Origin of the sequence: Mesorhizobium sp. M1348 (genome assembly GCF_040317925.1) — a bacterium.
GTDB lineage: Bacteria > Pseudomonadota > Alphaproteobacteria > Rhizobiales > Rhizobiaceae > Mesorhizobium.
In genome coordinates this window covers 155,754-181,376 of the sequence record NZ_JAMYLH010000011.1, presented here as the reverse complement: position 1 = coordinate 181,376, position 25,623 = coordinate 155,754, and the positions used below count along the sequence as shown (strand labels likewise).

Genomic DNA, 25,623 nt, shown 5'->3' with positions numbered 1-25,623 from the left:
AGGCGAAAACTATTCGGTTGCGGTGAGCCGCCGCCCTGCCTACGATTTCGCCTACGCTAAGGAAAGGGCAGGATGCAGCAACCCGGCCGGGCCGCAGAGATCAAGGCAATCGGGATCGGCAAGAGCTTCGGCTCGTTCCGTGCGCTGGACGATCTGACGCTCGATATCGGCCGTGGCGAGTTCCTCACCCTGCTCGGCCCCTCCGGTTCCGGCAAGACCACTTTCCTGATGATCCTTGCCGGCTTCATTCAGCCGACCGACGGTCGCCTTTACAGCGACGGCGTCGACATCACCGAGCGGCCGGCCGAGCAGCGCGCCGCCGGCATGGTGTTCCAGGGCTACGCGCTGTTCCCGCATATGTCGGTCGAGGCCAACATTGCCTTCCCACTCAAGGTGCGCAAGAAATCGGCGGCCGAGATCAAGCGCCGCGTCGGCGAAATGATCGAGCGCGTCGGGCTCAAGGGCCACGAGAAGAAACTGCCGTCGCAATTGTCCGGTGGCCAGCAGCAGCGGGTCGCGCTGGCGCGGGCGCTGGTGTTCGAGCCTGGTGTGCTTTTGCTCGACGAGCCGTTTTCGGCGCTCGACAAGGGCCTGCGCGGGCAGATGCAGGCCGAGATGAAGCGGCTGCACCAGGAGACCGGCACCACCTTCGTCTTCGTCACCCATGACCAGAGCGAGGCGCTGGCGTTGTCGTCGCGCGTCGCCATCTTCAACCATGGCAAATTGCTGCAGGTCGGCGCACCGGACGAGGTCTACGACCGGCCGGACAACCGCTTCGTCGCCGAGTTCCTGGGCGAGATCAACATGCTGCCGCTGAAGGGCGTGCGCCCGGCCGACAATGGCTCGACGGGCGTCTGCGAAGACCGCGCCATCAGCATGCACTGCAAGGCCGAGAAGGTCCGTGGCGACGCCATCCTGGCGATCCGGCCCGAATACATGTCGATCGCGCCGGAAGCGGCAGCGGGCGAGAACGGCATTGCCGCGACCGCCGTCGCCTCGACTTATCTCGGTGCTGCAACGCGGCTCGATCTGACGACGCGCCAGGGCGCCAAGGTGACGGTGTCGGTGCCGAACGAGGTCGCCGCCTCCGCACTCAGCAAGGGCAATTCCGTCTGGCTGACATGGCCGGCGGAAAAGGGTTTCCTCCTTCCGGACGGAGGACAATGACGATCAGCGTGGCGAATTCGCCACGCTGACTTTCGGGAAATATCAACGACAAAAAAGGGGAACTGACATGACAAACCAAACCAAGAAAAATTCCATCGAGGCGCTATCCGCCAGGGCAGTGCGCGGCGAGATCTCGCGCCGGCAGTTCACGCAGCTGGCAGGGCTGGTGCTGGCCGGCACGCCGATGCTGCTGCGCTCGACCGGCGCCTTTGCCGCGGCGAAGGAACTGGTGCTGGTCAACTGGGGCGGCGACGCCATCACCGCCTATGATGCCGCTTACGGCCAGGCCTTCACCAAAGAGACCGGCATTGTCGTCAAGATGGATGGCTCCGGCCCGACCGAAGGCGCGATCGCGGCGCAGTTCAAGAGCGGCGCCCCGACCTGGGACCTGGTCGACGTCGACCCGTTCTCGGCGATCACGCTCGGCGCCCAAGGCATGCTCGAGCCGATCGACTATGCGATCGTCGACAAGAAGAAGATGCGAGAGGGCTTCGGCTGGGAATACGCCGCCTCGACCTATTTCTTCTCCTACGTCATCGCCTACGATGCCGAGAAATACGGCAGCCAGGCACCGACCGGCATGGCCGATTTCTTCGACGTGGCAAAATTCCCCGGCAAGCGCTCGCTCTACAAATGGGGCGTGTCGAGCTGGGAAGCGGCACTGCTTGCCGACGGCATCGCGCCGGCCTCGCTCTACCCGCTCGACCTCAAGCGCGCGCATGACAAGATCGCCGCCTTCAAGGAGAACGTCGTCGCCTATTGGGGTGGCGGCGCCGAAAGCCAGAGTGTGCTGCTCAATGGCGAGGCCTCGATGGCCATCGTCTGGTCGACCCGGGCTTCGCTGATCGAGCAGGATTCCGGCGGCAAGATCAAGTTCATCTGGGACCAGGGCCTGATCTCGCCCGGCGCGCTCGCCGTGCTCAAGGGCAATCCCGGCGGCAAGGACGCGGCGATGAAGTTCATCGCCAGCACCCAGGACCCGGAGAAGGAACTCATCATGTTCGAAAAGCTCGGCCAGGGTCCGGCCAACCCGGCCGCCGACGCGCTGATCCCCGCCGACAAGAAGCGCATCAACCCCGTCGATCCCGAGAACATGAAAAAGCAGATCCCGCTCGACATGGATTGGTACGCCAAGAACTACGGGGCGGCACTCGACGAATACACGAAGATCATCTCCGCCTGACGAGCCGGGATAACCGGATGAGAGCATACCTCTCCGACAGGATGGGCGCGGCGCTGTTGATGGCGCCGCTGCTCATCTTTCTTGTGCTGGCCTACGCCTGGCCATTCCTTGGCGTGGTTAAATGGAGCTTCACCCTGCCCACGCCGGGGCTGGGGCAGTACAATGCGCTGCTCACGGATCAGTTGGTGCAGTCGGTCTTCATCCGCACGCTGCGCATCGCGGCGATCGTGACGATCGTTTCGGTTGCCGCCGCCTACGCCATCACCGTTGTCTGGGTGCGCGGCACGCCGGTGCAGCGCGTCGTGGCCGAGTTCTGCATCCTGGTGCCGTTCTGGATCTCGGTGCTGACGCGCGCCTTCGGCTGGGTGGCGCTTTTGTCCAATCGCGGCCTGATCAACACCTGGCTGCAGGCGGTCGGCTTCATCTCGGAGCCGCTGGCGCTGGTGCGCAACGAGTTCGGCGTCATCGTCGGCATGACGCATTTCCTCATCCCCTTCGCCGTGTTTCCGCTGGCCTCATCGATGCGCAGCCTCGACGACCGTGTGCTGCTTGCTGCGCGCGGCCTCGGCTCCAGCCGCATGCGCACCTTCTGGTCGGTGTTCGTGCCGATGACCCGCTCCGGCATCATCGGCTCGGCGCTGATCGTTTTCGTCTTTTCCCTCGGCTTCTTCGTCACGCCGGCGATCCTCGGCGGCGGCCGCAGCGTGATGATCGCCGAGCTGATCTATCTCCGCATCTTCCAAAGCCCGGACTGGGGCCTGGGCGCCGCGATCAGCGTGGTGCTGGTGCTGTTCGTCGGCGCGCTGATGGCGCTGCTGTTCCGCTATATCAGACCAAAGCAATTGGTGTAGCGCGATGCCGACCTATCGCCCCGGTCCCGTCTCGCTGGTCCTCGCCGCTCTGGTCGCGCTGTTTCTGCTGTTGCCGTTGCTCGCCGTCATCCCGGTATCGCTGACGCCGAGCCGGATGCTGGCGATGCCGTCCGGCGAATTGTCGCTGCGCCATTACCGGGCGCTGATCGAGGATCCGCGCTGGATCAATTCGATCTTGCTCTCGATCAGGATCGGCGTCGTCAGCAGCGCCTTTTCCACGGTGCTGGCGCTCTGCTTCAGCCTCGGTGTCTGGATGTTCCAGCCGCGCTTCACCGCCGCTCTCGTCGGCTTCGTGCTGCTGCCGATGGTGGTGCCGCCGGTGGTCTCGGCGATCACGCTCTATTTCCTGCTGACCTCGATCTCGGGTTTCTCGTCGTTCTTCGGCTACGACACCTGGCTCGGTGTCGCCATGGCGCATGCGGTGATGACGGTGCCCTTTGCCACGGTGCTGATACTGGTATCGCTCAGCCAGCTCGACCGCCGCATCGATCTTGCCGCCCGCGGCCTCGGCGCGACCGTGTGGGAGCGCGCCACCCGTATCATCATGCCCAACATCAAGTTCGGCATCGTCACCGCGGCACTGCTCTCCTTCGTGCTGTCCTGGGAAGAGATCGGCGTCACCCTGTTCATCACCTCGGTTAACGCCATCACGCTGCCGCGCTTGATGTGGATGGGCCTGCGCGACAACATCGACCCGGCGATCGCCGCACTCTCGGTGATCCTGATCGTCATCACCGTGCTGGTGCTTGTGGCGCGCAGCGTCGTGGTCAGGCTGCGCGCGGCGCAGTGAGGGCGGCCTCACGCCGCGGTGACTGGCGCGAATGAAACCTTGCGCTACGATTTTCGTTATAGGTAGTTCAACACGTCGAAGGCTTCGCCATGAATCAAGGATGGTTTTCCAAGCCGGTTGCGGTTGCGGTCGGCATCGTGGGAGATATCCGCAACATTTCCAACGCACGGCAGGCTGTCGAATTGCTGGAAGCCCACTGGCGCGACGCCGGCAGCGCCAAACACGGCTTGGCACTGCGCACATGCCGCCGCGCCATGAGCGACGACCGCTGGACCGAAGCCGCCAGGGATGCGTTCGTCGAGGCCGCGCGGGAGGCGCATGTCCTGGTCGAGCGAGCCGTCGAACCCGAGGGCCGATCCCGGCAGCAGGGGCCGTGACCGATTTGTGAGCCTCGGTGGTTCGGCGGATTTTATTGCATCTCAGGCAGCATGGAGCCTTGGAATGGCGCTGACGTCGACCTCGCGCTCCGCGTGCCACGCATCGTAAGCGGCCTGCATCCTGAGCCAGATCGCGGCGCCGTCGCCGAACATCTTTCCAAGACGCGCCGCGACGGCCGGCGACACCGGCTTCTTTTCGCGGATAATATCGTAGAGCTGCTGGCGCGAGATTCCGAGCAGATTGGCGATTTCCACCTTGGTCTTTCCGGTTGCCGGGATAATGTCGTCGAGCAGCGCCCCAGGGTGGGATGGGCAGCGCTCCATCGGACGCATCGGCTCATACACGCTCATAATCGATTTCTCCAATCTAAGCCGTCTCAATGGTACTGTTCGAAATCGACGCGGGCGGCATCATTGGCGTCGAATTCGAATGTGATGCACCACGGCCCGTTGACATGCACCGTGTAGCGGGTCGGGTCGAAGCCCTTCAAAGCGTGGAAGTCGAAGCCGGGCAGGTCCATGTCATCAGGCCTTTCCGAGACTTCCAAACGGTCAAGCCGGACAAGGATGCGCTTATGCATCTTAGCGTCGATCTTCCCGGTCTTTCCGGTTTGAAAGAGGTCCGCCAGCGCCTTGTGCTTGAACGACTTGATCATACGACATGTAAGCATATTGCTTACGCGGGTCAAGCAGGTGTAAGCAAATAATTTACAGAATGGTCCGAGCCCATCGGAGGCAATAGCCACGCCCGCTGGACGCTGGGCCGGGCCAGCCGAATACCTGCGGACCTATGTCACGGCATCATCCGCTATCCCATGGCGTGGCGGATTCTCTTGGACAGGCGGCTCAAAAATGCCGGCCTCGACGATGCATCAAGCTTCCACGACAGGATCGCGGTCGCCATTTTCCGCGGCAACACACCGACCGACAGGAACCAGGCGGCAAGGATGGCGCGCCGCCGCAGGGATGCGGTCATTTCGAGGCTGGCGACGGCGCCGGCCGCCCCGAGCGCCAGCCGGGAATCGTCGGCCACAGGATGTCGGTCTCTGTCCGCGCAAAGCGACGCCAGCCGCTCTTCCAGGTGGACCGGATCGTGGCGGACAGCATCCGACGGCACGATGGTCAGGCCGATCCCGGAGGCCTGGTCCGACAGCGCCTGCATGCGGCGGAAATCGTGAGTTACCCGCCAGCGTGCCCGCTCGGCGAGCTTTTCACCGAAGACCGAATGGTTGGCGCCATGGATCCGGTAGGCGCCGAGGCATTCGTCGATCGATTGGACGTGCCCGTACATTGGCGCCAGCGTTGCCAGATAGCCGTCGGCGCCCTGGCGGAACTCCGGCTCCGGTATCGGCATGATCGATTCCAGGGTTGCGCGGTCGAAGGCCAATCCGCTGGTCACGGTCGTCTGGTAGCGGCCCTTGTGTAGCAGTTTCGGCATCACGTCGCCGCTGTCGAAGGGCAGTTCGGGCGGCGGAAAGACATCCTTGATGCGTTGCCCTTCGTCGACGATATGCAGTCTGGACTGCACCTGGGCGGTTGCCTCGTCCCAGGTTTCCACGATGGTGGAGACGGCGGTCGGATAAAGATAATCGTCGGCGTCGAGGAACAGGATGATCTTGCCCGAGCTCGCCGCAAAGCCGGTGTTGAACGCCGCCGCGTGTCCGCCATTTTGCGCTCGCGGGCATGCGAGGATCTCGTCGCGATACGATTCCATGATTGTAGTGGAATTGTCCTGCGATGCATCGTCGACGACGATGACCTCGACATCCGCGTAGTCCTGCTCGAGGGCGCTGTCGATGCTGCGTTTGAGGAACCGCGCATAGTTGTAGTTCGGGATGATGATGGATACCGGAATCCTGTTTTGGACAGACTGCATCGCGTTTGACCTCGCATCTTGCTTTGGTTCGGCAAAGGCCCTCATGGGCCCGCCCCTCTTCAAGCGCCCCTCTTGGCGCGCGACGAGTTCCCCGGGGAAAAGCTTGCGCTTTCCAAGAGGAGACGGGTCACGTTTCGCTTTGCGACTTCGTATTGAGGCCGCCATTGCCTTCGAGGGCTGCTGCCATGGTCAGGGGGTCGGCGGCAGCAAAAGCTCCGACGGTTCGGCCAAGGTGATGTCGCAACCGAGCCCGACGGAAATGTCTCGCCTCGCGATCAGGTCGGGAGCGAAGCGGACAGGTGCCATGAAGGCATGGCGGATACTGGCCTTCAAATGCGGCTGGAACAAGCCCCGCGTCGAAAACAGGGCCACTTCAGGTTGCGTTCAGGCGGCATGCCGCGACCGCCGGTGCTTTTGCCCCGGAGCCGGCGAACCGGCTCCGGGCTTATAGTCATGTGGCCTAAACAGTCAGGCGGCCTGCAAACCCGGCAGCGACAGGTCGACTTCCTCCGGCAAGTCGCCGGCCATGGCAGCGGCAAACTTCGTCTGGTCGAGTTCTCCCTCCCAGCGCGCTACCACGACCGTCGCCACCGCATTGCCGATGAAGTTGGTCAGCGCCCGGCATTCCGACATGAAGCGGTCGACGCCGAGGATCAGCGCCATGCCGGCGACCGGCACGGTTGGGACGACCGAGAGCGTCGCCGCCAGGGTGATGAAGCCGGCGCCGGTGATGCCGGCGGCACCCTTGGAGCTCAGCATGGCGACGGCGAGCAGCAGGATCTGGTCGCCGTAGGTGAGTGGCGTGTCGGTCGCCTGCGCGATGAACAGCGCCGCCAGCGTCATGTAGATGTTGGTGCCGTCGAGGTTGAAGGAATAGCCGGTCGGGATGACCAGGCCGACCACCGAGCGGTTGCAGCCGGCGCGCTCCATCTTGGCCATCAGGCCCGGCAGTGCCGCTTCCGAGGACGAGGTGCCGAGCACCAGCAGCAGCTCTTCCTTGATGTAGCGGATCAGCGCCAGGATCGAGAAGCCGTTGTAGCGGGCGACGGCGCCGAGCACCACCAGCACGAACAGCAGCGCGGTCAGGTAGAACGTGCCGATCAGCATGGCCAGATTGGCGATCGAGCCGATGCCGTATTTGCCGATGGTGAAGGCCATGGCGCCAAACGCGCCGATCGGCGCGGCCTTCATCAGGATGGCGACGAGGCGGAAGATCGGCGTGGTCAGCGCCTGCAGGAAATCGACGACCGGACGGCCGCGATCGCCGACCAGCGCCAGCGCGACACCGAACAGTACCGAAAAGAACAGCACCTGCAGGATGTCGCCCTGCGCGAAGGCGCCGGTGATGGTGTCGGGGATGATGTTCATCAGGAAGCCGACGATGGTTGTGTCGTGCGCCTTCTCGGCATAGGCCGTCACCTTGGTGGTATCGAGCGTGGCCGGATTGATGTGCATGCCGGCGCCGGGCTGGACGACATTGGAGACGACCAGGCCGGCGACCAGCGCCAGCGTCGAGAACACCAGGAAATAGATCATCGCCTTGCCGGCGACGCGGCCGACCTTCTGCAGGTCGGAAACGCCGGCGATGCCGGTCGCCACCGTCAGGAAGATCACCGGCGCGATCACCATCTTGACCAGCTTGATGAAGGCGTCGCCGAACGGCTTCATCGCCTCACCGGTTTCCGGATAGAAATGGCCGAGCAGCACGCCGGCGGCGATCGCCGCCAGCACCTGCACATAAAGATGCCGGTATAAGGGAAGTTTGCCGCGCGGCTCGGCGGCAGCGATTGCTGTCTGCATGACGTCCTCCATGGCGCCCCGATCGAAAGCTCGACTCCCCGGGGCAGTTGTTTGACCAGCAGCCTCGCGACTGCTGAATTCGTGTTTGCAACAGCCGTGCCAAATACGCACAAGAGTTCTTCGTCATTGATTTTGTTGAACATTCGCAAACGACTGCAGTGCCGGACGCATAGACAAGTGCGAATCTCCGCATAGTCGAATTGTGTTTTGTGCGAGTTCATGCACAAATGGGCGATGCTGCAACGCCCCGCCGGTGCCTTGTCTTCGACGCCCGAGCAACTCGCCAGGCGGGCGCGCCGAGCCTGGCTGCTGTTTGCGGCCGTCGCCCTGCTGATCGTCACGGCAGCGCTCTACGGCGCCGGCCTTTACGGCCGCACCGCCGAGGTCGGCACCCTGGCGGCGCAGGGGCGTACCGACGCCAATCTCAAGGTCGCGCTGCTGCGCGCCGTGCTCGAAAGCCCGCGCGCCCTACCCCTGCTTTTGTCCGCAGACCAGCAAGTGCGTGATGCGCTGACGCAGAAAAACGCCGCGGCAATCGATGTGCTGAACCGCAAGCTCGAGGGGCTGGTCTCCGGCACCAAAGCGTCGGTGCTCTATGTTGTCGGCACCGACGGGCTGGCGATCGCCTCCAGCAACTGGCGCGAGCCGATCAGCTTCGTCGGCAATGACTACCGTTTTCGCGATTATTTCTCCGGCGCGATGCAGGCCGGAACCGCCGAATATTTTGCGCTCGGCAATGTCAGCAAGCGCCCCGGCCTCTACATTTCGCGTCGCGTCGGCGATGCAGGCGCACCGCTCGGCGTCGTCGTCGTCAAGATGGAGTTCGACCAGCTCGAAGCCGACTGGCGCGAGGCAAACCGCCCGGCCTATGTCAGCGACGAGAATGGCGTCGTACTGATCACCAGCGTGCCGTCCTGGCGCTTCATGACAACCGCGCCGCTGGCCGCACCTGAGCAAGCCGCGATCCGCGACAGCCAACAGTTCGGCGACGCGCCGCTTGTGCCGTTGCCGATCATGCACCCGCAGGCGCTCAGCCCGGATGTGTCCATCGTCCACGCGGTGACGCCGGGCGGCAGCGACGCAGAGTATCTCAGCCTTTCAACGCCGGTTCCTTCGACCCCATGGCGGCTCGACTATCTCGTCCCGGCTGAAGCGTCGATCGCCGCTGCCGTCCGCGAAATGCGTCTCCTTGCGCTCGGCGTCGTCGTCCCGCTGCTCGGCCTGGCCGCCTATCTGTTGTGGCGCCGGCAGTCGGCGCAGATGCGGATTGCCGCCGAACAGGCGGCGCGCACCGAGCTCGAACGCCGCGTCGTCGAACGCACCGAGGATCTGAGCCAAGCCCGCGACCGGCTGCAGGCCGAGATCACCGGCCACCGCAACACGGAGGCAAAACTCCAGGTGGTGCAGCAGGATCTGGTCCAGGCCAACCGCCTCGCCATCCTCGGCCAGGTCGCCGCCGGCGTCGCCCATGAGATCAACCAGCCGGTCGCCACCATCCGCGCCTATGCCGACAATGCCCGCACTTTCCTCGACCGCAAGCAGACCGGGCCGGCCGAGGAAAACCTCGGCGCCATCGCAGCCCTTACCGAACGCATCGGCTCAATCACCGAGGAGTTGAAGGCATTTGCCCGCAAGGGCCGCACCGCCGCCGAGCCTGTCGAATTACGTGGTGTCATCGAGGGCGCGGTCGTGCTCTTGAGGAGCCGCTTTGCCGGCCGGCTCGACGCATTGGCCATCGACCTGCCGCCGCCGAGCCTCAAGGTCATGGGCAATCGGGTGCGGCTCGAACAGGTGCTGATCAACCTCTTCCAGAACGCGCTGGAGGCGCTCGACGGCCGCGACGACGCTCATGTGCAGGTATCGGTCGAAGAGACCGCCGACGGCGTGACGGTCGCCGTGTCCGACAACGGACCGGGCATTCCGCCAGGGATCCTCAAATCGCTGTTCACGCCGTTCAACACCTCCAAGGAAAAAGGCCTTGGCCTTGGCCTCGTCATCTCGAAGGACATCGTCGCCGATTATGGCGGCCGCATCGAAGTTTCGAGCGACGACAGCGGCACCCGCTTCACCATTCATCTCCAGACAGCAGCGTAAGCCATTATGACGAACGACAATGCCGCGCCGGTGATCCTGATTGACGACGACCGCGATCTCCTCAAGGCCACCGCGCAGACGCTGGAGCTTGCCGGCTTCTCGGTCTCGGCCTTTGCGGTCGCGGCCGAGGCGCTGGCCGGGCTCGACGCCGGTTTTGCCGGCGTCGTGGTGTCCGATATCCGCATGCCTCAGATCGACGGCTTGCAGCTTTTCAACCGTGTCCTGCGGCTGGATGCGGACATTCCCGTCATCCTCGTCACCGGCCACGGCGACATCGCCATGGCCGTCAACGCGATCAAGGACGGCGCCTACGACTTCATCACAAAGCCCTTCGCCGCCGACCGGCTGGTGCAGAGCGTGCGTCGCGCGGCGGAAAAGCGCCGCCTGGTGATGGAGAACCGCGCCTTGCGCGAGGCGGCCGGAGAGGCGCAGGACGGCTTGCCGCTGATCGGCCAGACCCCGGCGATGGACAGGCTGCGCCGCACACTGCGTCAGATCGCCGACACCGATGTCGATGTGCTGGTGACCGGCGAGACCGGCTCCGGCAAGGAGGTGGTGGCAAGTCTTCTGCATCGCTGGAGCCGCCGCGCCAAGGGCAATTTCGTTGCGCTGAATTGCGGCACGCTGCCGGAGACGGTCATCGAGAGCGAGTTGTTCGGCCATGAGGCCGGCGCCTTCACCGGCGCGCAGAAGAAACGGATCGGCCGCATCGAGCATGCCAGCGGCGGCACGCTGTTCCTCGACGAGATCGAAAGCATGCCGGTCTCGACACAGGTGCAGATGCTGCGCGTGCTGGAGATGCGCGAGGTCACGCCGCTCGGCACCAATGAGGTGCGGCCAGTCGACCTGCGCGTCGTCGCCGCCGCCAAGGTCGATCTCGGCGATCCGTGCCAGCGCGGCGCTTTCCGTGAGGACCTTTACTACCGGCTCAACGTGGTGACGATCTCGATCCCGCCGCTGCGCGAGCGCCGCGAAGATGTCGCCCTGCTGTTCTTCTATTTCGCCGAGCGCGCCGCCGCCCGCTTCCACCGCCCAGTGCCGCCAGTTCCGGCCGCGGTCCATCGCCATCTCAGCGACCATGATTGGCCGGGCAATGTGCGCGAACTGGCGCATTTCGCCGAGCGGTTTGTGCTTGGATTGGAGGAAGGCGCCGAAGCACAACGCCCTGCCCCGACCCAGCCGAACACCGCAATGAAGCTGCCGGAGCGGCTGGAGCGCTACGAGGCCGACATCATCCGCGAGACGCTTGGCCGCAACGACGGCGACGTCAGGCGCACGATCGAAGCGTTGGGAATTCCGCGCAAGACCTTCTACGACAAGCTCCAGCGCCACGGCATCGTGCGCAGCGATTTTTCCAGGTAATCGCCGCCGGGCCTTGACCGGACGGCTCGGCTATTTGGCGTCGTGGAAGATGATGCCGACGGTGTGGCGCATGCCGGAGCGAAGCCGGCTGACGCCGTGCCTGAGATTGACGCGGTAATTGCCCTTGCTGCCCTGGACCGGTCGATTGTGGACCGCGAAGGCGACCGCATCGCCCTGGCGCAGCGGCACCACCTCGGCGCGGCTTTGCATGCGCGGACGTTGCTCGGTCAACACGAACTCGCCGCCGGTGAAATCCTTGCCGGGTTCGGACAACAGGATCGCCACCTGCAGCGGGAACGCCAGATCGCCATAGAGATCCTGATGCAGGCAATTGAAGTCGCCGGGAATGTATTGCAGCAGGAGCGGCGTCGGCCGCGTCTGGCCCTGCTCGTGGCATTGCTTGAGGAACGCGGCGTGTTCGTCGGGGTAGCGCTGCGCGATACCCATGCGCTCGTTCCAATCGTTGGCGACCGCAGCCAGGCGCGGATAGAGCGCGGTGCGCAAACCGCCGATCAGATGGGGCAAGGGATAGCGGAAATAGCGATACTCGCCCTTGCCGAAGCCATGCCGCGCCATGTGCACATGGCTGCGGAAATGGCTCTCGTCCGGATAGAGCCCGGCGATCTGCCGGCACTCCTGCGGCGTCAGCAGCTTTTCCATCACCGCGCAGCCATAGCCGCTCAGCTCATCGGTGAGCTTGCGCCAATCATAGGCGGCGACGCGCGCCTCCGCCGATTTCTCCGCCGCTTTCGCGCCTATCGAATGGATGGTCATGGCTTCGCCTCCTGTGGCTTCTCTGTCATTGAGATGGGTGAAACGACGCGCGCGGACCACCCGTTTCTTGCCGGGTGAACTCGTTAGCGATTGTCTCGGGGACTTCGTTGAATACAATGCAGCGGGGCTTGCCGCGATGGGGGGCGATTTGATCGGACGGGTTCGACAAAGGGACGGGGCAGTCCGGCAATTCCTCGTTTGCCTCGTCGTCATGCTGGTCTCGATGCTCCCGGCCTTGTCCGCCAGCAGCGACTGCGTCAGCGACGATGAGGTCGATCCGGCGGTGCGGATTCCCGCTTGTACGCGCATGATCGAGGATCCCACGGAGCCTGTGGCCAACCGCGCGACTGCCTACTACAAGCGCGGCGAGGCACGGGCGTCACAAGGCGACTACGACCGTGCGATCGCAGATTTGGGCCAGGCGATCGACCTCGATTCGAAATTCGCCGGCGCTTACTATGTCAGAGGCGCCACAATGGTCGAAGAGGGCGAGAATGATCGCGCCATCGCCGATTTTGGCCAGGTGATCAGCCTCGACCCGACAAACCCCGAGGCGTACAACAGCCGAGGTGTCGCCTGGGAGCACAAGGGCGACTACGACCGCGCCATTGCAGACTATGATCAGGCCATCAGCCTCGATCCGAAGCATTCCGATGCCCACAGCAACCGGGGCAACGCCTGGGCAGACAAGGGCAACTACGATCGTGCCATCGCCGACTACGACCAGGCAATCGGCCTCGATCCTAAAAATGCGGGGGCCTACAACAACCGTGGTGTTGCCTGGAAACAGAAGGGCGAATACGACCGAGCCATCGCCGACTACGAACAGGCGATCAGACTGAATGCGAAAGACGCCAAAGCCTACAGCAATCGTGGTGCTGTCTGGGTACTAAAAGGCGACTATGACCGCGCCATTGCAGACTATGATCGTGCGATCAGCCTCGACCCGAAACATGCCGACACGTATGGAGATCGTGGCATCGCTTGGGCACGCAAGGGCGACAATGACCGTGCCATTGCCGACTACGATCAGGCAATCGGCCTAGGTCTGAAAGAGGCCAGCACCTACTACAACAGAGGCCTGGCCTGGGCACGCAAGGGCGACTACGACCGCGCCATCGCGGATTATGACCAAGCGATCGGCCTCAATCCTCAGGACGCTAGTGCTTACAACAATCGAGGCGTTGCCTGGAAACACAAGGGCGATTACGACCGCGCCATCGCGGATTATGACCAAGCGATCGGCCTCGATTCCCAGGACGCCACCGCTTACAACAACCGTGGCATTGCCTGGAAGAAGAAGGGTGACGACGACCGCGCTGTCGCCGACTACACACAGGCAATCAGCCTCGACCCAAAAAACGTTGATGCCTGGTACAACCGGGGCCTCGTCTGGTCTGACAAGGGCGACTATGACGGCGCCATCGCCGACTTCAGCCAGGCGATCACGCTCGATCCTAAAGACCCAACTGCCTACGACAACAGAGGCAATGCCTGGGCACACAAGGGCGACGATGACCGTGCCATCGCCGACTACAGCCAGGCGATTATGCTCGATCCAGTACATGCCAAAGCCTTCAGGTACCGAGGCCGTATCTGGCACAAGAAGGGCGACGATGACCGCGCCCTTGCCGACTACGACAAGGCGATCAGCCTCGATCCGAAAGACGCCCGTGCTTACAATGGCCGGGGTGTTGTCTGGTCGGCAAAGGGCGACTACGCCCGCGCGACCGCCGACTACGATCGGGCAATCAGCCTCGATCCGAAATATGCCTATGCCTATTTTGGCCGCGGCATTCTCTCCTTCTATTCGAGCGCGCTGGCCAAGGCGCAAGCCGATTTCGAACACGCGGCCACGCTCAAGCCCGACGATGCCTATTTTGCGATCTGGCTGGAGGTGACCGAGCGGCGCAACGGTGCGGTGGGCCACCTGCAGGAAGCGACAGAAAAGCTCGATATGACCAAATGGCCGGCGCCAGCGGTTCGCATGCTGCTTGGAGAATTGACGCCGGCCGAGGTATCGGCGGCTGCCGACGACGCCGACCCAGCCAAGAAGCGTGGCAATTCGTGCGAGGCGAACCTGTTCATCGCCGAACTTGATCGGCTGCAACGCCATGACGACGAAGCCTTGCGGCTCTACCGGGTCGCCGCCAACGATTGCCCTGGGGACTATTACGAATACGCTGCGGCCAAGGCCGCTCTGCACGAGTTGGGCGCGGTTCCGTGAAGACAACTTCCGAGACTTTTGATGGCCGAGGAGCGAATTGACCGGACCGGTTAGAGAACGGCACAGGTTTTTCTGGCGCACGCTGGCTGGTCTCATCCTCCTGCTTGTCACGGGGCTTCCGGCGCTGGCTGCCAGCAGCGACTGCGTCAGCGATGACGAGGTCGAGGCAAGCACGCGGATCGCCGCCTGCACGCGCATGATCGAGGATGCGACAGAGCCCGTCGAAAACCGTGGTATTGCCTATTTCAAGCGCGGCAATACCCTAACGGAACGAGGCGACTATGACCGCGCCATTGCCGACTACAGCGCGTTCATCGGCATCGCCCCGACCGTCGCCAGCGGCTACTATAACCGGGGCATCAGCTGGGTCTTCAAGGGCGACTACGACAAGGGCATCGCCGATCTGGACAAGGCGATCAGCCTGGATCCGAAATATGGCGATGCCTACTACAACCGCGGCGTCGCCTGGACCTTCAAGGGCGAGAACGACCGGGCTTTGGCCGACTATGACAGGGCAATCAGCCTCAATCCCGGAGACGGCAGAAATTACCACAATCGCGGGCTGATATGGTCACGCAAAGGCGACGACGATCGCGCGATAGTCGACTTCGATCAGGCCATCAGGCTCAACCCGAATGACGTCGGTTCCCTGAATGGCCGCGCCGATGCGTTGACCAGCAAGGGCGAAGAGGAGCGCGCGCTGGCCGACTATGACAAGGTAATCAGCCTCGATCCGAAAAACGCGCATGCCTACTACCGGCGCGGCAACGCCCGGCTGACGGACGGCGATTTTAACGGCGCCATCACCGACTACGATAAGGTCGTCGCGATCGATCCGAAGGATGCTAGCGTCTACTACAACAGGGGCCTCGCCTGGTCGAACAAGGGCGACCATGACCAGGCGCTGGCCGACTTCGACATGTCCATCAGCCTCGATCCGACATTTGCACCAGCCTATTACAGCAGAGGCGTCACTTGGGCCAACCAGGGGGACCATGACCGCGCCATAGCCGATTATGGCAAGGCGATTGGCATCGATCCAAAACTCGCCGTCGCATACTACGCGCGAGGTGCGGCCCGATCCGACGCAGGTGACGCCGATGGCGGCATCGCCGACTATGGTCAGGCCATCGCGCTCGATCCGAAATATGTCGACGCCTACAACAACCGGGGAATAGCATGGTCGGCGAAGGGCGATTTCGACCGCGCCATCGCCGACTACGACCAGGCGATCAGACTCGATCCGAAACACGCCATCTCCTATTCAAACCGGGGTCTGGCCCGAGCAAACAAGGGCGACATCGATCGTGCCATCGCCGATTACAGCCAGGCGATCACCTTCGATCCGAACCTTGGCAATGCCTATTTCAACAGAGGCATCGCCTCGCTTGCAAGGGGCGATGCGGACAGTGCCATTGCCGATTACGCCCAGGCGATCAGGCTCGATCCGACAAATCCGAAAATCTACGTCAACCGTAGCGAGGCCTGGTCCAGGAAGGGGGAGGACGATCACGCCATTGAGGACTCCAACCGGGCCATCGGTCTCGATCCGAAAGGCGCGATGCCCTTCAACAACCGTGGCATGTCCTTGTGGCGAAAGGGCGAGGCCGACAAGGCCATCGCTGATTTTGACGAGGCGATCCGCCTCGATCCGAAATACGCCGCCGCATACGCCAATCGAGGTGCAGCCCTGGCGGACAGGGGCGATAGGGACCGTGCGCTGGCCGACCTCAACCAGGCGATCACCATCGACCCGGGTCGGACCGACGCCTATCTGCATCGGGGCATGATAGATACCGACAGGGGCGATTTCGACGAGGCGATGGCCAATCTCGACAAGGCGATCAGTCTTGACCCGAAAGATACCTATGCTTTCAGCGCTCGGGGTTTCGTGTGGTTCAAGAAAGGCGACAATGACCGCGCCATCGCCGACTACAACATAGCGATCGATCTCGATCCGAAGTGTGCCGAGACTTTCAACAACCGGGGGATGGCCTGGGCGCGCAAAGGCGACGTCAACCGCGCCTTCGAAGATTACGGACAAGCCATCAACCTCGATCCAAAATACTCAAGCGCCTATTACAATCGGGGCATAGCCTGGTTCGCCAAGGGGGACAATGACCGTGCCATGGCCGATTACGACCAGGCGATCAGCTCCGACCCCGGGAACATCGATGCCTACAACAACCGAGGACTGGTGTGGGCGGCAAAGGGCGAGTTCGACCGTGCCATCGCCGACTACGACCAGGCGATCGGCCTCAACGCGAAAAATACCTTTTCCTATTCCAATCGTGGAATCGCGCGTGCGGGAAGGAGCGACAATGACGGCGCCATTGCCGATTTCGACAAGGCCATCGGCCTCGATCCAAAAGATCCTTCTGCATTTTTCAACCGGGGCATAACGTGGGTTGCCAAGGGTGATGCCGAGAAGGCTATCGCCGATTTCGATAAGGCGATCAGCCTCGATCCGAAACTGACGCTCGCCTACTACAGGCGCGGCGAGGCATGGCTGGAAAAAGGCGACAACGACCGGGCGATCGCCGACTACAGCCGGACCGTCACGCTCGACCCGACAAAGGCGATCGCCTACAACGACCGAGGTTTCGCCTGGAGCAGGAAAGGCGAATACGACCTTGCCATCGCCGACTACGACCGCGCCGTCAGCCTCGATCCGAGACTTGTCAAGAGCTACCAAAACCGAGGCATCGCCTGGACGGCAAAGGACCAATACGACCGCGCTATCGCCGACTATGGCAAAGCAATCAACCTCGATCCGAAAGACGCCCCTACCTATGCCGGCCGGGGCATCCTGTATCTCTATTCCGGCGCGATGGCGAACGCGCAGGCGGATTTCGAACAGGCGGCCGCTCTCACGCCCGACAATGCCTATTTTGCCATCTGGCTTGATATTGCCGCGCGGCGCAACGGCGCGGCGAGCCATTTGAAGGAAGCGAAAAGCAAGCTCGACATGACGAAGTGGCCGGCACCGCTGGTCAGCATGCTGCTGGGTGAAAAGACGCCCGCCGAAGCGCTTTCGGATGCTGGTGCTGTGGGCCTGGCCCAGAGAACCGGACAAGTCTGCGAAACGAATTTCTACACGGCCGAGCTTAGCCGGCTCCAGGGGCATAGCGAGGAAGCCTTACGGCTTTACCGGCTCGCCGCTAGCGATTGTCCCAGGGATTTTGTCGAATACCGAGCCGCCATGAGTGCGCTGCACGATCTGGGCGTGCCGCCATAACTCTGCAAACGACCGTCTCTTTTGCCGAGAAGATCGTTGGCGAACAAGGCGATAGAGACGCACCCTGCCCGACTGATCCAGGCCGGCCATCCGTCATGAGCCTTCGCCACTGCCGATTCCAGTCTCCGCCGCCCCGCGCTAGACTGGCAGCAACCGCAACCGGACTGCCCCTAGCATGATCGTCCAGACCTGCATCAATGGTGCGCGCAGCGCCGATTTCCACCCGCGACTGCCGCTTGATCCCGAAGCCATGGCGCGCAACGGTGCGACCTGCGTCGCCGCCGGTGCCGCCGAACTGCATGTTCATGCCCGCGGGCTGGACGGCCGCGAAAGTCTTGCGCCGGTGACGATGGACCAGACTGTGCTAGCGCTTCGTCGCGCCTGCCCTGGAACGCTGATCGGCGTGTCGACCGGCGCCTGGATCGAAAATGACGACGAGCGGACGCTGGCCGCGATCGCCGGCTGGAGCGAGCTGCCCGACTATGCCTCGGTCAATCTCAGCGAAGACGCCGCGCCCGCCGTGATGGAGCGTCTGCGCCAGCGCGGCATTGGCATCGAGGCCGGGCTCGCCTCGGTCGCCGATGCCGAGCTTCTGGTGAGCCTCGACCATGGCAACCGCGTGCTGCGCATCCTGATCGAAATCTCCGAGCAGGAGCCGGACGCTGCACTGGAGATCAGCGATGATATCGCCGCCGTGCTCGACGGCGCCGGGATGCGCCGGGCGATCCTGCTGCACGGCGCCGACGCCACGGTCTGGCCTTTCGTGCACCGGGCGGCGGTGCGTGGCTGGTCGACGCGTGTCGGACTGGAAGACGGCAAGGAGCTTCCTGATGGAACGGTAGCATCCGGTAACGCCGCGCTGACAGCGGCAGCCGTCGCTATCTTCGAGACCCGTCGTTAGCGCGGGGAAACGGCCAATCTTCTCCTCTTCACAGGAAGATGCCAAATTTTGGCAACGAGGCAGGCCAAAGTCGGCGAACTCAAGTGTGGCGGCACGCTAACGTCAGTAAAACTTATATAAAACTTTATGTATTAATGAAACCAGCAATTAATCAGCACATCAACGATCGCATGTGTTAATGCTCCCCCGCACCGGGGACCATTTTTTGATGAACATCATCCCAGAGAATGATCGCGCTGCGCCGCGTCGGGTTCAACAATATACATCGATACAGGTCCTGCGCGGGCTAGCAGCCCTCATGGTTGTTATCTATCATCTTCCGGCCGCACTGGGCATGCTCGATCTGCGTATTCCCGTTCTAAACAGTGGCGTCGATCTGTTTTTCGTCATCAGTGGTTTTGTCATGGTTCTCTCGACGGAGAACAGACGTCGCGATCACCGTGCTTTTTTGATGCAGAGGTTCACGCGCGTCGTTCCGTTCTATTGGGTCATGACCTTCCTCATGGTCGCCGCACTTTGGTTGTTTGCCGGTCGTGCAGTGTCTCTTGAGCAGATCAGCAATAGCCTGCTTTTCATACCCTATCTCGATACGGTCACAGGCTATGTCCAACCGGTGCTTGGGGTGGGTTGGACGCTCAATCTAGAAATCCTGTTTTACATTCTGTTCGCGGCGACTATGCGTTTTGGCAGGTTGACGCAAATGGCCGCGGTCGGCGTTGTCTTTGCAATCGCCGTGGCGGCGCGCATCATCTTCAAACCCGCCGCCGACACTGTGCTGTTTTTCTATACCACGCCAATCCTGTTTGAGTTCCTTGCCGGCATGGCTCTCGGCCACCTGGTCGGCAGACTGGCGCGTTTGCCTGCCGTCCCGGGTGTCTCGGCAATCGTGTTCGCCATCGTGTCCATGCTGGTGATGGTACTTGGCTTCAACTTGCCGCGAACCCTCGCTCAGGGAATCCCGGCGTTGATCCTTGTCGCGGGTTGCATCAGCCTGGAAAGCTACTTCCGGCTTTTTGCTCCTCGCGTGCTGGCAAGGTTGGGTGATGCTTCCTACTCTCTCTATCTGACCCATCCTATCGTGCTGCTTGCGACCGCTCCTGTCGTTGCAAGCGTCAGCGTATCACCATGGCTTGCAGGCATGGTTATTGTCGCAGCCTGCATTGCCGTCTCCCTGGCCAGCTACGGTTTTGTTGAAAAGCCGCTTTTGGCCATTTCGCGGATGAGCCTTTCCGCCCGTCAGGTGAAGGCATGAATTGCGGCTGCGCCCCGCAGAACGACGCTGTCCCGCCAACCTTAAACCGGCGGCGCTGAACCTTCAAAAGATCCGGAAACAAAAAACCCGCCTCGGGCGGACGGGTCGTTGGAGCCAATTGGCACCATACCCAAATTAGTAGCATAGCTGCCGGCACAAAGCAAGAACAAAATGTGGCGCCTGCGACGAAACTGCCGACAGGCACAGAACCATGGCGGATGACATGGCTCTTGCCGTTGTTAAAAATCTCTCATAAGGTATTTTCATATTCGAAAGAAAATCCAATCGTTTCTTTCCCTTTATGAAAGCGTGAGCGTTTGCGGGAACATCTCGATCAGACCGACCGGCGACTGGTCAAGCTGCTGTCGCAGGATGCGCAGCTTGGCGTCAACCGCCTTGCCGAGAAGATGGCGATCTCGGTGCCGACGGTGCGCATGCGGCTGCGCAATCTGCTCGACCGCAACCTGCTCAAGATCGTCGGGCTGCTCAACCTGACCGAACGCCCCGAGCTGATCTCGGCGATCGTCGGTATCAACGCGCAAGGGCGCGGCCGGGCGCGAGAACTGGCGCAGCGCATCTCGGAATTGCCTTTCGTGAATTCGGCCGCCGTCGTCACCGGGCGCTTCGACATCATCGTCGACGTAACCGTGGCCGGCGATGTCGCCGATCTCTACCGCGTCACCAGCGAGCTGATCCCCGGCGCCGGCGAGCCGGGCGAAGTCGTGCGCAGCGAGACCTTCGTCGTCATGGCGTCCTGCAACAAATGGGTCAGCCTGCCGGAAGGCTGCTGGTCGGACGATACGCGGAAGGAAATGGCATGAAGATCGCGGTTCTCGGCGGCCTCGGCCTGCAAGGCCGGGCGGCGATCGCTGACCTCGTTGCCAGCGACGGCGTCGAGCAAGTGGTCTGCGTCGACACTGCAACCGACGGCGCTGCGCGGCTTGGCGGCCTTACCGACCTTGCCCGGGTGCGTTTTGTCGTGCCGGAGGGCGCGATCGGTCCGGTGCTGGCCGATGTGATGAAGGACATCGACGCGGTCATCGACCTGTTGCCGCAGCCGCTGATGCGCGAGGCGGTGCAGGCGGCGATCGCGACGCGCACGCCGCTGGTCACCACCAATTACGGCAAGACCATCGCCGATCTGGCGCTAGAGGCCGAAAAGGCTGGCGTGTCGATCGTGACCGAATGCGGGCTCGACCCCGGCATCGACCTTGTGCTCTACGCGCGCGCCGCAAGCCAGTTCGACACCATCACCGCGATCGATTCCTACTGCGGCGGCATTCCCGAGCCGAAGGCGGTGGTCGAGCCGCTGCGCTACAAGGTGAGCTGGAATTTCGACATGGTTCTGGTCAGCCAGAACCGCGACAGCGTGCTGGTCGAGGACGGCAAACGGGTCGATGTGCCGGCCGCCCGCCAGCACGACAATCGTTTCATCCACGACATCGAGATCGCCGGGCTGGGCAGGCTGGAAGCCTTCCCCAATGGCGACGCGCCGCATTATGCCGGCATGCTCGCCGCCGCCAAGGGGCTGCAGCGCTCCGGCCGCTATTCGCTGCGCTGGCCGGGCTGGTCGGCGTTCTGGGCGCCGCTGAAGCAGCTCGGCTTCCTGTCCGAGGACAAGGTGCCCGGCACCGGCGTCAGCCCACGCGAATTTCTCGGCCGGCTGCTTGGCCCGCAACTGCAATATGGCGCCGATGAGAAGGACCTTTGCGTCATGCGCAACGTCTTTGTCGGCAGCGAAGGCGGCCGCCGCAAGACGGTGACCTCGGAGCTGGTCATCGAACGCGACCTCGCCTCCGGCCTGTTCGGCATGAGCCTCGGCGTCGGCTATCCCGCCAGCATCGTGGCGCAGATGCTGGCACGGCGCGAGATCGCCGCGCCCGGCCTGCTCAATCCGCTGCTGCATGTGCCCGATGGCCGCTTCCTCGATGAACTGGCAAGGCGCGGCATCAAGGTCGCCGAAACGGTGAGCTGGGACTGAAGGATTTTCGAACGGTGGTCGCCGCCGGCAACGGCGCTGCCGCTCAAAAAGCACCTCGATGGGGTGAAACAACAAGTGGAACAACAAACGACAACAAGGAGGAATGCCCAAATGAAGATTGCCAAGCTTTTCATCGCCGGACTTGCGCTCGCCGGCCTCACCGCCGCCGCCAGTGCCGGAACCCTCGACGAGATCACCAAGCGCGGCGAGTTGCGCGTTGCGGTGCAGACGCAAGGACCGCCCTTCTCGCTGGTCGGCGCCGCCGGCGAGCGCACCGGCAGTTCGGTCGAACTCGCCGAACTGATGGCCAAGGAAATGGGCGTCAAGATCACCTTCCTCGACTTCGACTGGGATGGCCTGATCCCGGCGCTGCTGTCGGGCAAGGCCGATCTTCTGGTCGCCGACATGACGCCGACACTGGCGCGTGGCATGAAGGTCGCCTTCACCAAGCCTTACATGTACACGGGCAGCACCGTCTTCACCAAGGCTGGGACCGCCTTCAAATCCACCGAGGACTGCAAGGCCAAGGGCACCAAGATCGCGGTGCTGCTCGGCGCCACCGGCGAGAAGGAAGCCAAGGCCGCCTTCCCCGATGCCGACATCAAGAGCTACAAGGGCGGCGGCCCGCTGCTGCTCGACGCAGTCAACAACGGCCAGGCCGATTGCGGCGTCAACGACGTCTCGGCGGTCAAGGGCCAGTCGACCGCTTATCCGGCCGGCAGCTTCATCATCATGCCGGACATGCTGTCGAAGGAGCCGCTGGCCTTCGCCACGCGCTATGACGAGCAGGACCTGCTGACCTGGATGAACCTGTTCCTCGACCAGGTCAGCCTAGACGGCCGCCTGCAGAAGAACCTCGACTACTGGGTCAATTCCGACGCCTGGAAGAAGGATCACTGAGTAGAGGGAATAGTGAATAGTGAATAGTGAATAGTGAATAGTGAGTAGGGATCAGTAAGCGCTATTCGCTATTCGCTATTCGCTATTCGCTACTCACTACTCACCATTCACCATTCACCATTCACCGCCCCACCCATGCTCGAAAACTTCAGCTTCCGCACCATCGTCGAATATCTGCCCCTGTTCGGGCAGGGCCTCGTCACGACGGTGTGGCTGTCTGTCCTCTCCTTTGCCGGCGCGCTCGCCGTCGGCATCGTGCTCGCCGCAATGAACCTGCAGCGCGGCCGGCTGTTCCGCGTCCCGGCCAAGGCCTATATCGACGCGGTGCGCGCCACGCCGCTGCTGGCGCAGCTTTATTTCCTCTATTTCGGCCTGCCGCGGCTCGGCTTCGTCCTGCCCGAGTTCGTCGTCGGCATCCTGGCCCTGTCGCTGAACAGCGGCGCCTATGTCGCCGAGATCATCCGCGCCGGCATCCTGTCGATCCCGCGCGGCCAGGTCGAGGCCGGCGTCGCTTCGGGCATGACCTATGTCCAGCGCATGCGCCTAGTCATCCTGCCGCAGGCGTTCAAGGTGACGATCCCGCCGCTGCTCGGCCAGGCGATCGTGCTGGTCAAGGATTCCGCGCTGTTGTCGCTGATCTCGGTCGCCGAACTGACGCGCGCCGGACAATTGCTCGCCTCCGACCGCTTCATGCCGGCCGAAGGTTTCATCACCATCGCCGCCTTCTACCTGCTGCTCTATTACGGGCTGAAGGGGCTGGCGGCGCTCTCCGGGCGCTGGCTCGGCCTGGCGGGGGCACGGACATGATCTGGCAGCAGCTGCAAAGCATCGCCGGCAGCTATCCCCTCGCGCTGCGCGGCCTCGGCATGACCGTGGTGCTGTCGCTGATCAGCCTGGTGCTAGGCACGCTGCTCGGCTTCGGCCTCGGCATCCTGCGCACCGGCGGCAACCGGCTGATCAGCGGCGCGATCGGCGCCTGGGTCGACCTGATCCGCGGTACGCCGTTCCTGGTGCAGATCTTCCTGATCTTCTTCATCCTGCCGGAGCTCGGCATCGAGCTCGACGCCTTCACCGCCGGCATTATCGCGCTGACCAATCTGGCCGCCTGCTTCATCTGCGAGATCGTCGTCGCCGGCATCCGCTCGGTGCCGCATGGCCAGGTCGAGGCGGCGCTGGCGTCGGGCCTGTCGCGCTGGCAGCGCATGCGCCAGGTGGTGCTGCCGCAGGCGATGCGCATCGTGCTGCCGCCGCTGGTCGGGCAATATGTGCTGCTGATCAAGGATTCCTCGGTGGTCTCGGCGATCGGGCTCACCGACCTCACCCGCGTCGGCTGGCTGGTGGTGCAGCGTGTGCCGAACGGCCTGCTGGTCTTCTTCCTCGTCGGCCTCGGCTATTTCATCGTCTGCTACCCCCTGATCATGCTGGCCCGCCGGCTGGAGCAACGCATGGGCGCGGCGCATGGCGAGGTGCAGTTGTGACATCGAACCCCAAGGGTCCGGCAATATGACCAAAACCGGCATGATCGAATTTCGCGGCGTCAACAAATGGTTCGGCCAGCTCAACGTGCTCAGGGATATCACGCTGAGCGTCGAGCCGCGCGAAGTGGTCGTCGTCTGCGGCCCGAGCGGTTCGGGCAAGAGCACCCTGATCCGCTGCATCAACGGGCTGGAGACGATCCGCGACGGCGACCTTATGGTCGACGGCCAGCGCCTCGGCGACCCCGCCACCAACATGACACGGCTGCGCACCGAGATCGGCTTCGTCTTCCAGTCGTTCAACCTCTACCCGCACAAGACGGCGCTCGAGAACGTCACGCTGGCGCCGATCCATGTCCGCAAGATCCCACGCACCGAGGCCGAAAAGGCCGGGCGCGAGCTGCTCGCCAAGGTCGGCCTCGCCGACAAGGTCGATGCCTATCCGGCGCAACTCTCAGGCGGCCAACAGCAGCGCGTGGCGATCGCGCGCTGCCTCGGCATGCGCCCCAAGATCATGCTGTTCGACGAGCCGACCTCGGCGCTCGATCCCGAGATGATCTCGGAAGTCCTCGACGTCATGGTCGCGGTGGCCGAGGAAGGCATGACCATGATGGTGGTGACGCACGAGATGGGCTTTGCGCGCAAGGTCGCCCAGCGCGTCGTGTTCATGGACGCCGGCGCCATCGTCGAAAGCGGCACGCCGGACGAGTTCTTCTCCAACCCCAAGACCGATCGCAGCCGCGCCTTTCTCAGCAAGATCCTGCGGCATTAGGGCTCAAACTCAATCAGTTGGCTGCCGCCGATGGCCCGAGATGGGTGGAAAGCGGCCCTTCGCTGGACGTTCCCTAATACGACAGATGCGCGCCGGGCTTCCTCTTAGGGCGGCCATTGCCGCACTTCCACCAGCCGCTTCCCTTATGCGGGCATCAAATCGATGACCCGCATGATCGCGACCGCACTGCTCGTGTTCTGGGTGCCTTCTGTCGTAGCGCCATTAGCGCAGGCCCAAACATCGCCCTTCTTGACTGTGAACTTTTGTTTGTTGTGAACGACCGAAAGTTCTCCCTCAGTCATGTGGCAGAGCATGTCGTTCTTCATCATGTTGTCAGTCGTCTTCGCTCCGGGCTGAATGACAACATCGCGCAGCTTCACCGTTGCATAGGCTGGTATGACCGACTTGCGCTCACCAAGCGCTACAACTCTGACGCCGGGTGAGACCTCCTTGCCCTCATCGGGGCCGTAAGTCTGGGCGGCTGCTGGTGTCCCCCAAGCGATCAGAGGCGTTGCGGCCAGTGTAAGGCCGAGTGCAATTGTGGATCTACGATTGACGGCTTCCATTGTTTCCTCCCTGTTC

General features: G+C 62.9%; 24 protein-coding genes. 17 read left to right on the top strand and 7 right to left on the bottom strand.

Annotation, left to right across the window (positions count from 1 at the left end):
• Positions 1-72 precede the first annotated feature (72 nt).
• The 5 genes from NKH13_RS19910 (at position 73) to NKH13_RS19890 (ending at position 4,389) form a co-directional block, all read left to right on the top strand.
• Positions 73-1,167, top strand: coding sequence for an ABC transporter ATP-binding protein (locus tag NKH13_RS19910; RefSeq protein ID WP_352913937.1), 1,095 nt, complete (start codon positions 73-75; stop codon positions 1,165-1,167).
• A 67-nt stretch (positions 1,168-1,234) separates the two neighbouring features.
• A complete protein-coding gene (locus NKH13_RS19905; protein ID WP_352913934.1) occupies positions 1,235-2,350 on the top strand; it encodes an ABC transporter substrate-binding protein in 1,116 nt (371 codons plus the stop codon).
• A 17-nt stretch (positions 2,351-2,367) separates the two neighbouring features.
• The gene (locus NKH13_RS19900; RefSeq protein WP_352913933.1) at positions 2,368-3,201 is read left to right on the top strand and encodes an ABC transporter permease; all 834 of its coding nucleotides are present in this window, start codon (positions 2,368-2,370) and stop codon (positions 3,199-3,201) included.
• A gap of 4 nt (positions 3,202-3,205) precedes the next feature.
• Positions 3,206-4,012, top strand: a complete 807-nt coding sequence (locus tag NKH13_RS19895) for an ABC transporter permease (protein ID WP_352913931.1) — start codon at positions 3,206-3,208, stop codon at positions 4,010-4,012.
• An 89-nt stretch (positions 4,013-4,101) separates the two neighbouring features.
• Complete coding sequence (locus tag NKH13_RS19890) at positions 4,102-4,389, top strand: DUF982 domain-containing protein (protein WP_352718200.1); 288 nt, start codon at positions 4,102-4,104, stop codon at positions 4,387-4,389.
• 42 nt (positions 4,390-4,431) lie between these two features.
• Here the strand turns inward: NKH13_RS19890 and NKH13_RS19885 are convergent, their stop codons facing one another.
• From NKH13_RS19885 to NKH13_RS19865, 5 genes are all read right to left on the bottom strand, one after another.
• Positions 4,432-4,740, bottom strand: coding sequence for a HigA family addiction module antitoxin (locus NKH13_RS19885; RefSeq protein ID WP_352455430.1), 309 nt, complete (start codon positions 4,738-4,740; stop codon positions 4,432-4,434).
• A gap of 26 nt (positions 4,741-4,766) precedes the next feature.
• Positions 4,767-5,045 (bottom strand): type II toxin-antitoxin system RelE/ParE family toxin, encoded by a 279-nt coding sequence (locus NKH13_RS19880; RefSeq protein WP_352913927.1) that lies wholly within the window; start codon positions 5,043-5,045, stop codon positions 4,767-4,769.
• Positions 5,046-5,197: 152 nt separating this feature from the next.
• Positions 5,198-6,265 (bottom strand): glycosyltransferase family 2 protein, encoded by a 1,068-nt coding sequence (locus NKH13_RS19875; RefSeq protein ID WP_352913926.1) that lies wholly within the window; start codon positions 6,263-6,265, stop codon positions 5,198-5,200.
• A 189-nt stretch (positions 6,266-6,454) separates the two neighbouring features.
• Complete coding sequence (locus tag NKH13_RS19870) at positions 6,455-6,637, bottom strand: hypothetical protein (protein ID WP_352913923.1); 183 nt, start codon at positions 6,635-6,637, stop codon at positions 6,455-6,457.
• Between the two features lie 96 nt (positions 6,638-6,733).
• Complete coding sequence (locus NKH13_RS19865) at positions 6,734-8,065, bottom strand: dicarboxylate/amino acid:cation symporter (protein WP_352913921.1); 1,332 nt, start codon at positions 8,063-8,065, stop codon at positions 6,734-6,736.
• A 234-nt stretch (positions 8,066-8,299) separates the two neighbouring features.
• Between NKH13_RS19865 and NKH13_RS19860 the strand changes: the two genes are divergently transcribed.
• Positions 8,300-10,159 (top strand): sensor histidine kinase, encoded by a 1,860-nt coding sequence (locus NKH13_RS19860; protein WP_352913920.1) that lies wholly within the window; start codon positions 8,300-8,302, stop codon positions 10,157-10,159.
• A 6-nt stretch (positions 10,160-10,165) separates the two neighbouring features.
• Positions 10,166-11,521, top strand: a complete 1,356-nt coding sequence (locus NKH13_RS19855; RefSeq protein WP_352913918.1) for a sigma-54-dependent transcriptional regulator — start codon at positions 10,166-10,168, stop codon at positions 11,519-11,521.
• A 30-nt stretch (positions 11,522-11,551) separates the two neighbouring features.
• On the opposite strand, the gene NKH13_RS19850 is transcribed toward NKH13_RS19855, so the two are convergent.
• Positions 11,552-12,295, bottom strand: a complete 744-nt coding sequence (locus tag NKH13_RS19850; RefSeq protein ID WP_352913915.1) for a 2OG-Fe(II) oxygenase — start codon at positions 12,293-12,295, stop codon at positions 11,552-11,554.
• A 136-nt stretch (positions 12,296-12,431) separates the two neighbouring features.
• On the opposite strand from NKH13_RS19850, the gene NKH13_RS19845 reads away from it, so the two are divergent.
• From NKH13_RS19845 to NKH13_RS19800, 10 genes are all read left to right on the top strand, one after another.
• Positions 12,432-14,522 (top strand): tetratricopeptide repeat protein, encoded by a 2,091-nt coding sequence (locus tag NKH13_RS19845; protein ID WP_352913912.1) that lies wholly within the window; start codon positions 12,432-12,434, stop codon positions 14,520-14,522.
• 37 nt (positions 14,523-14,559) lie between these two features.
• Positions 14,560-17,760: a tetratricopeptide repeat protein gene (locus tag NKH13_RS19840; protein ID WP_352913910.1), complete on the top strand. Its 3,201-nt coding sequence runs from the start codon at positions 14,560-14,562 to the stop codon at positions 17,758-17,760.
• Between the two features lie 175 nt (positions 17,761-17,935).
• Positions 17,936-18,661 (top strand): 3-keto-5-aminohexanoate cleavage protein, encoded by a 726-nt coding sequence (locus NKH13_RS19835; RefSeq protein ID WP_352913908.1) that lies wholly within the window; start codon positions 17,936-17,938, stop codon positions 18,659-18,661.
• Between the two features lie 208 nt (positions 18,662-18,869).
• Positions 18,870-19,913, top strand: coding sequence for an acyltransferase family protein (locus NKH13_RS19830; RefSeq protein ID WP_352913906.1), 1,044 nt, complete (start codon positions 18,870-18,872; stop codon positions 19,911-19,913).
• A gap of 317 nt (positions 19,914-20,230) precedes the next feature.
• Entirely contained in the window at positions 20,231-20,734 is a 504-nt protein-coding gene (locus NKH13_RS19825) for an Lrp/AsnC family transcriptional regulator (RefSeq protein WP_352467630.1), read from the top strand.
• Positions 20,731-21,894, top strand: a complete 1,164-nt coding sequence (locus NKH13_RS19820) for a saccharopine dehydrogenase family protein (protein WP_352913904.1) — start codon at positions 20,731-20,733, stop codon at positions 21,892-21,894. Before NKH13_RS19825 ends, NKH13_RS19820 begins: the two co-directional genes overlap by 4 nt.
• 111 nt (positions 21,895-22,005) lie before the next feature.
• Entirely contained in the window at positions 22,006-22,794 is a 789-nt protein-coding gene (locus NKH13_RS19815) for an ABC transporter substrate-binding protein (RefSeq protein ID WP_023720608.1), read from the top strand.
• A 135-nt stretch (positions 22,795-22,929) separates the two neighbouring features.
• A complete protein-coding gene (locus tag NKH13_RS19810; RefSeq protein WP_352451492.1) occupies positions 22,930-23,601 on the top strand; it encodes an amino acid ABC transporter permease in 672 nt (223 codons plus the stop codon).
• A complete protein-coding gene (locus NKH13_RS19805) occupies positions 23,598-24,272 on the top strand; it encodes an amino acid ABC transporter permease (RefSeq protein WP_352913901.1) in 675 nt (224 codons plus the stop codon). Before NKH13_RS19810 ends, NKH13_RS19805 begins: the two co-directional genes overlap by 4 nt.
• A gap of 25 nt (positions 24,273-24,297) precedes the next feature.
• Positions 24,298-25,041 carry an amino acid ABC transporter ATP-binding protein gene (locus NKH13_RS19800; protein ID WP_352913899.1) on the top strand — a complete coding sequence of 248 codons (744 nt, stop codon included), beginning with the start codon at positions 24,298-24,300 and terminating at the stop codon, positions 25,039-25,041.
• Positions 25,042-25,184: 143 nt separating this feature from the next.
• Here NKH13_RS19800 and NKH13_RS19795 read toward each other — a convergent pair whose 3' ends face one another.
• The gene (locus NKH13_RS19795) at positions 25,185-25,607 is read right to left on the bottom strand and encodes a hypothetical protein (RefSeq protein ID WP_352475654.1); all 423 of its coding nucleotides are present in this window, start codon (positions 25,605-25,607) and stop codon (positions 25,185-25,187) included.
• Positions 25,608-25,623 lie beyond the last annotated feature (16 nt).

Coding starts and splice junctions, on each gene's coding strand:
- NKH13_RS19910 (WP_352913937.1), top strand. CDS start 73: ATGCAGCAACCCGGCCGGGCCGCAGAGATCAAGGCAATCGGGATCGGC.
- NKH13_RS19905 (WP_352913934.1), top strand. CDS start 1,235: ATGACAAACCAAACCAAGAAAAATTCCATCGAGGCGCTATCCGCCAGG.
- NKH13_RS19900 (WP_352913933.1), top strand. CDS start 2,368: ATGAGAGCATACCTCTCCGACAGGATGGGCGCGGCGCTGTTGATGGCG.
- NKH13_RS19895 (WP_352913931.1), top strand. CDS start 3,206: ATGCCGACCTATCGCCCCGGTCCCGTCTCGCTGGTCCTCGCCGCTCTG.
- NKH13_RS19890 (WP_352718200.1), top strand. CDS start 4,102: ATGAATCAAGGATGGTTTTCCAAGCCGGTTGCGGTTGCGGTCGGCATC.
- NKH13_RS19885 (WP_352455430.1), bottom strand. CDS start 4,740: ATGAGCGTGTATGAGCCGATGCGTCCGATGGAGCGCTGCCCATCCCAC.
- NKH13_RS19880 (WP_352913927.1), bottom strand. CDS start 5,045: ATGATCAAGTCGTTCAAGCACAAGGCGCTGGCGGACCTCTTTCAAACC.
- NKH13_RS19875 (WP_352913926.1), bottom strand. CDS start 6,265: ATGCAGTCTGTCCAAAACAGGATTCCGGTATCCATCATCATCCCGAAC.
- NKH13_RS19865 (WP_352913921.1), bottom strand. CDS start 8,065: ATGCAGACAGCAATCGCTGCCGCCGAGCCGCGCGGCAAACTTCCCTTA.
- NKH13_RS19860 (WP_352913920.1), top strand. CDS start 8,300: ATGCTGCAACGCCCCGCCGGTGCCTTGTCTTCGACGCCCGAGCAACTC.
- NKH13_RS19855 (WP_352913918.1), top strand. CDS start 10,166: ATGACGAACGACAATGCCGCGCCGGTGATCCTGATTGACGACGACCGC.
- NKH13_RS19850 (WP_352913915.1), bottom strand. CDS start 12,295: ATGACCATCCATTCGATAGGCGCGAAAGCGGCGGAGAAATCGGCGGAG.
- NKH13_RS19845 (WP_352913912.1), top strand. CDS start 12,432: ATGGGGGGCGATTTGATCGGACGGGTTCGACAAAGGGACGGGGCAGTC.
- NKH13_RS19835 (WP_352913908.1), top strand. CDS start 17,936: ATGATCGTCCAGACCTGCATCAATGGTGCGCGCAGCGCCGATTTCCAC.
- NKH13_RS19830 (WP_352913906.1), top strand. CDS start 18,870: ATGAACATCATCCCAGAGAATGATCGCGCTGCGCCGCGTCGGGTTCAA.
- NKH13_RS19820 (WP_352913904.1), top strand. CDS start 20,731: ATGAAGATCGCGGTTCTCGGCGGCCTCGGCCTGCAAGGCCGGGCGGCG.
- NKH13_RS19815 (WP_023720608.1), top strand. CDS start 22,006: ATGAAGATTGCCAAGCTTTTCATCGCCGGACTTGCGCTCGCCGGCCTC.
- NKH13_RS19810 (WP_352451492.1), top strand. CDS start 22,930: ATGCTCGAAAACTTCAGCTTCCGCACCATCGTCGAATATCTGCCCCTG.
- NKH13_RS19805 (WP_352913901.1), top strand. CDS start 23,598: ATGATCTGGCAGCAGCTGCAAAGCATCGCCGGCAGCTATCCCCTCGCG.
- NKH13_RS19800 (WP_352913899.1), top strand. CDS start 24,298: ATGACCAAAACCGGCATGATCGAATTTCGCGGCGTCAACAAATGGTTC.
- NKH13_RS19795 (WP_352475654.1), bottom strand. CDS start 25,607: ATGGAAGCCGTCAATCGTAGATCCACAATTGCACTCGGCCTTACACTG.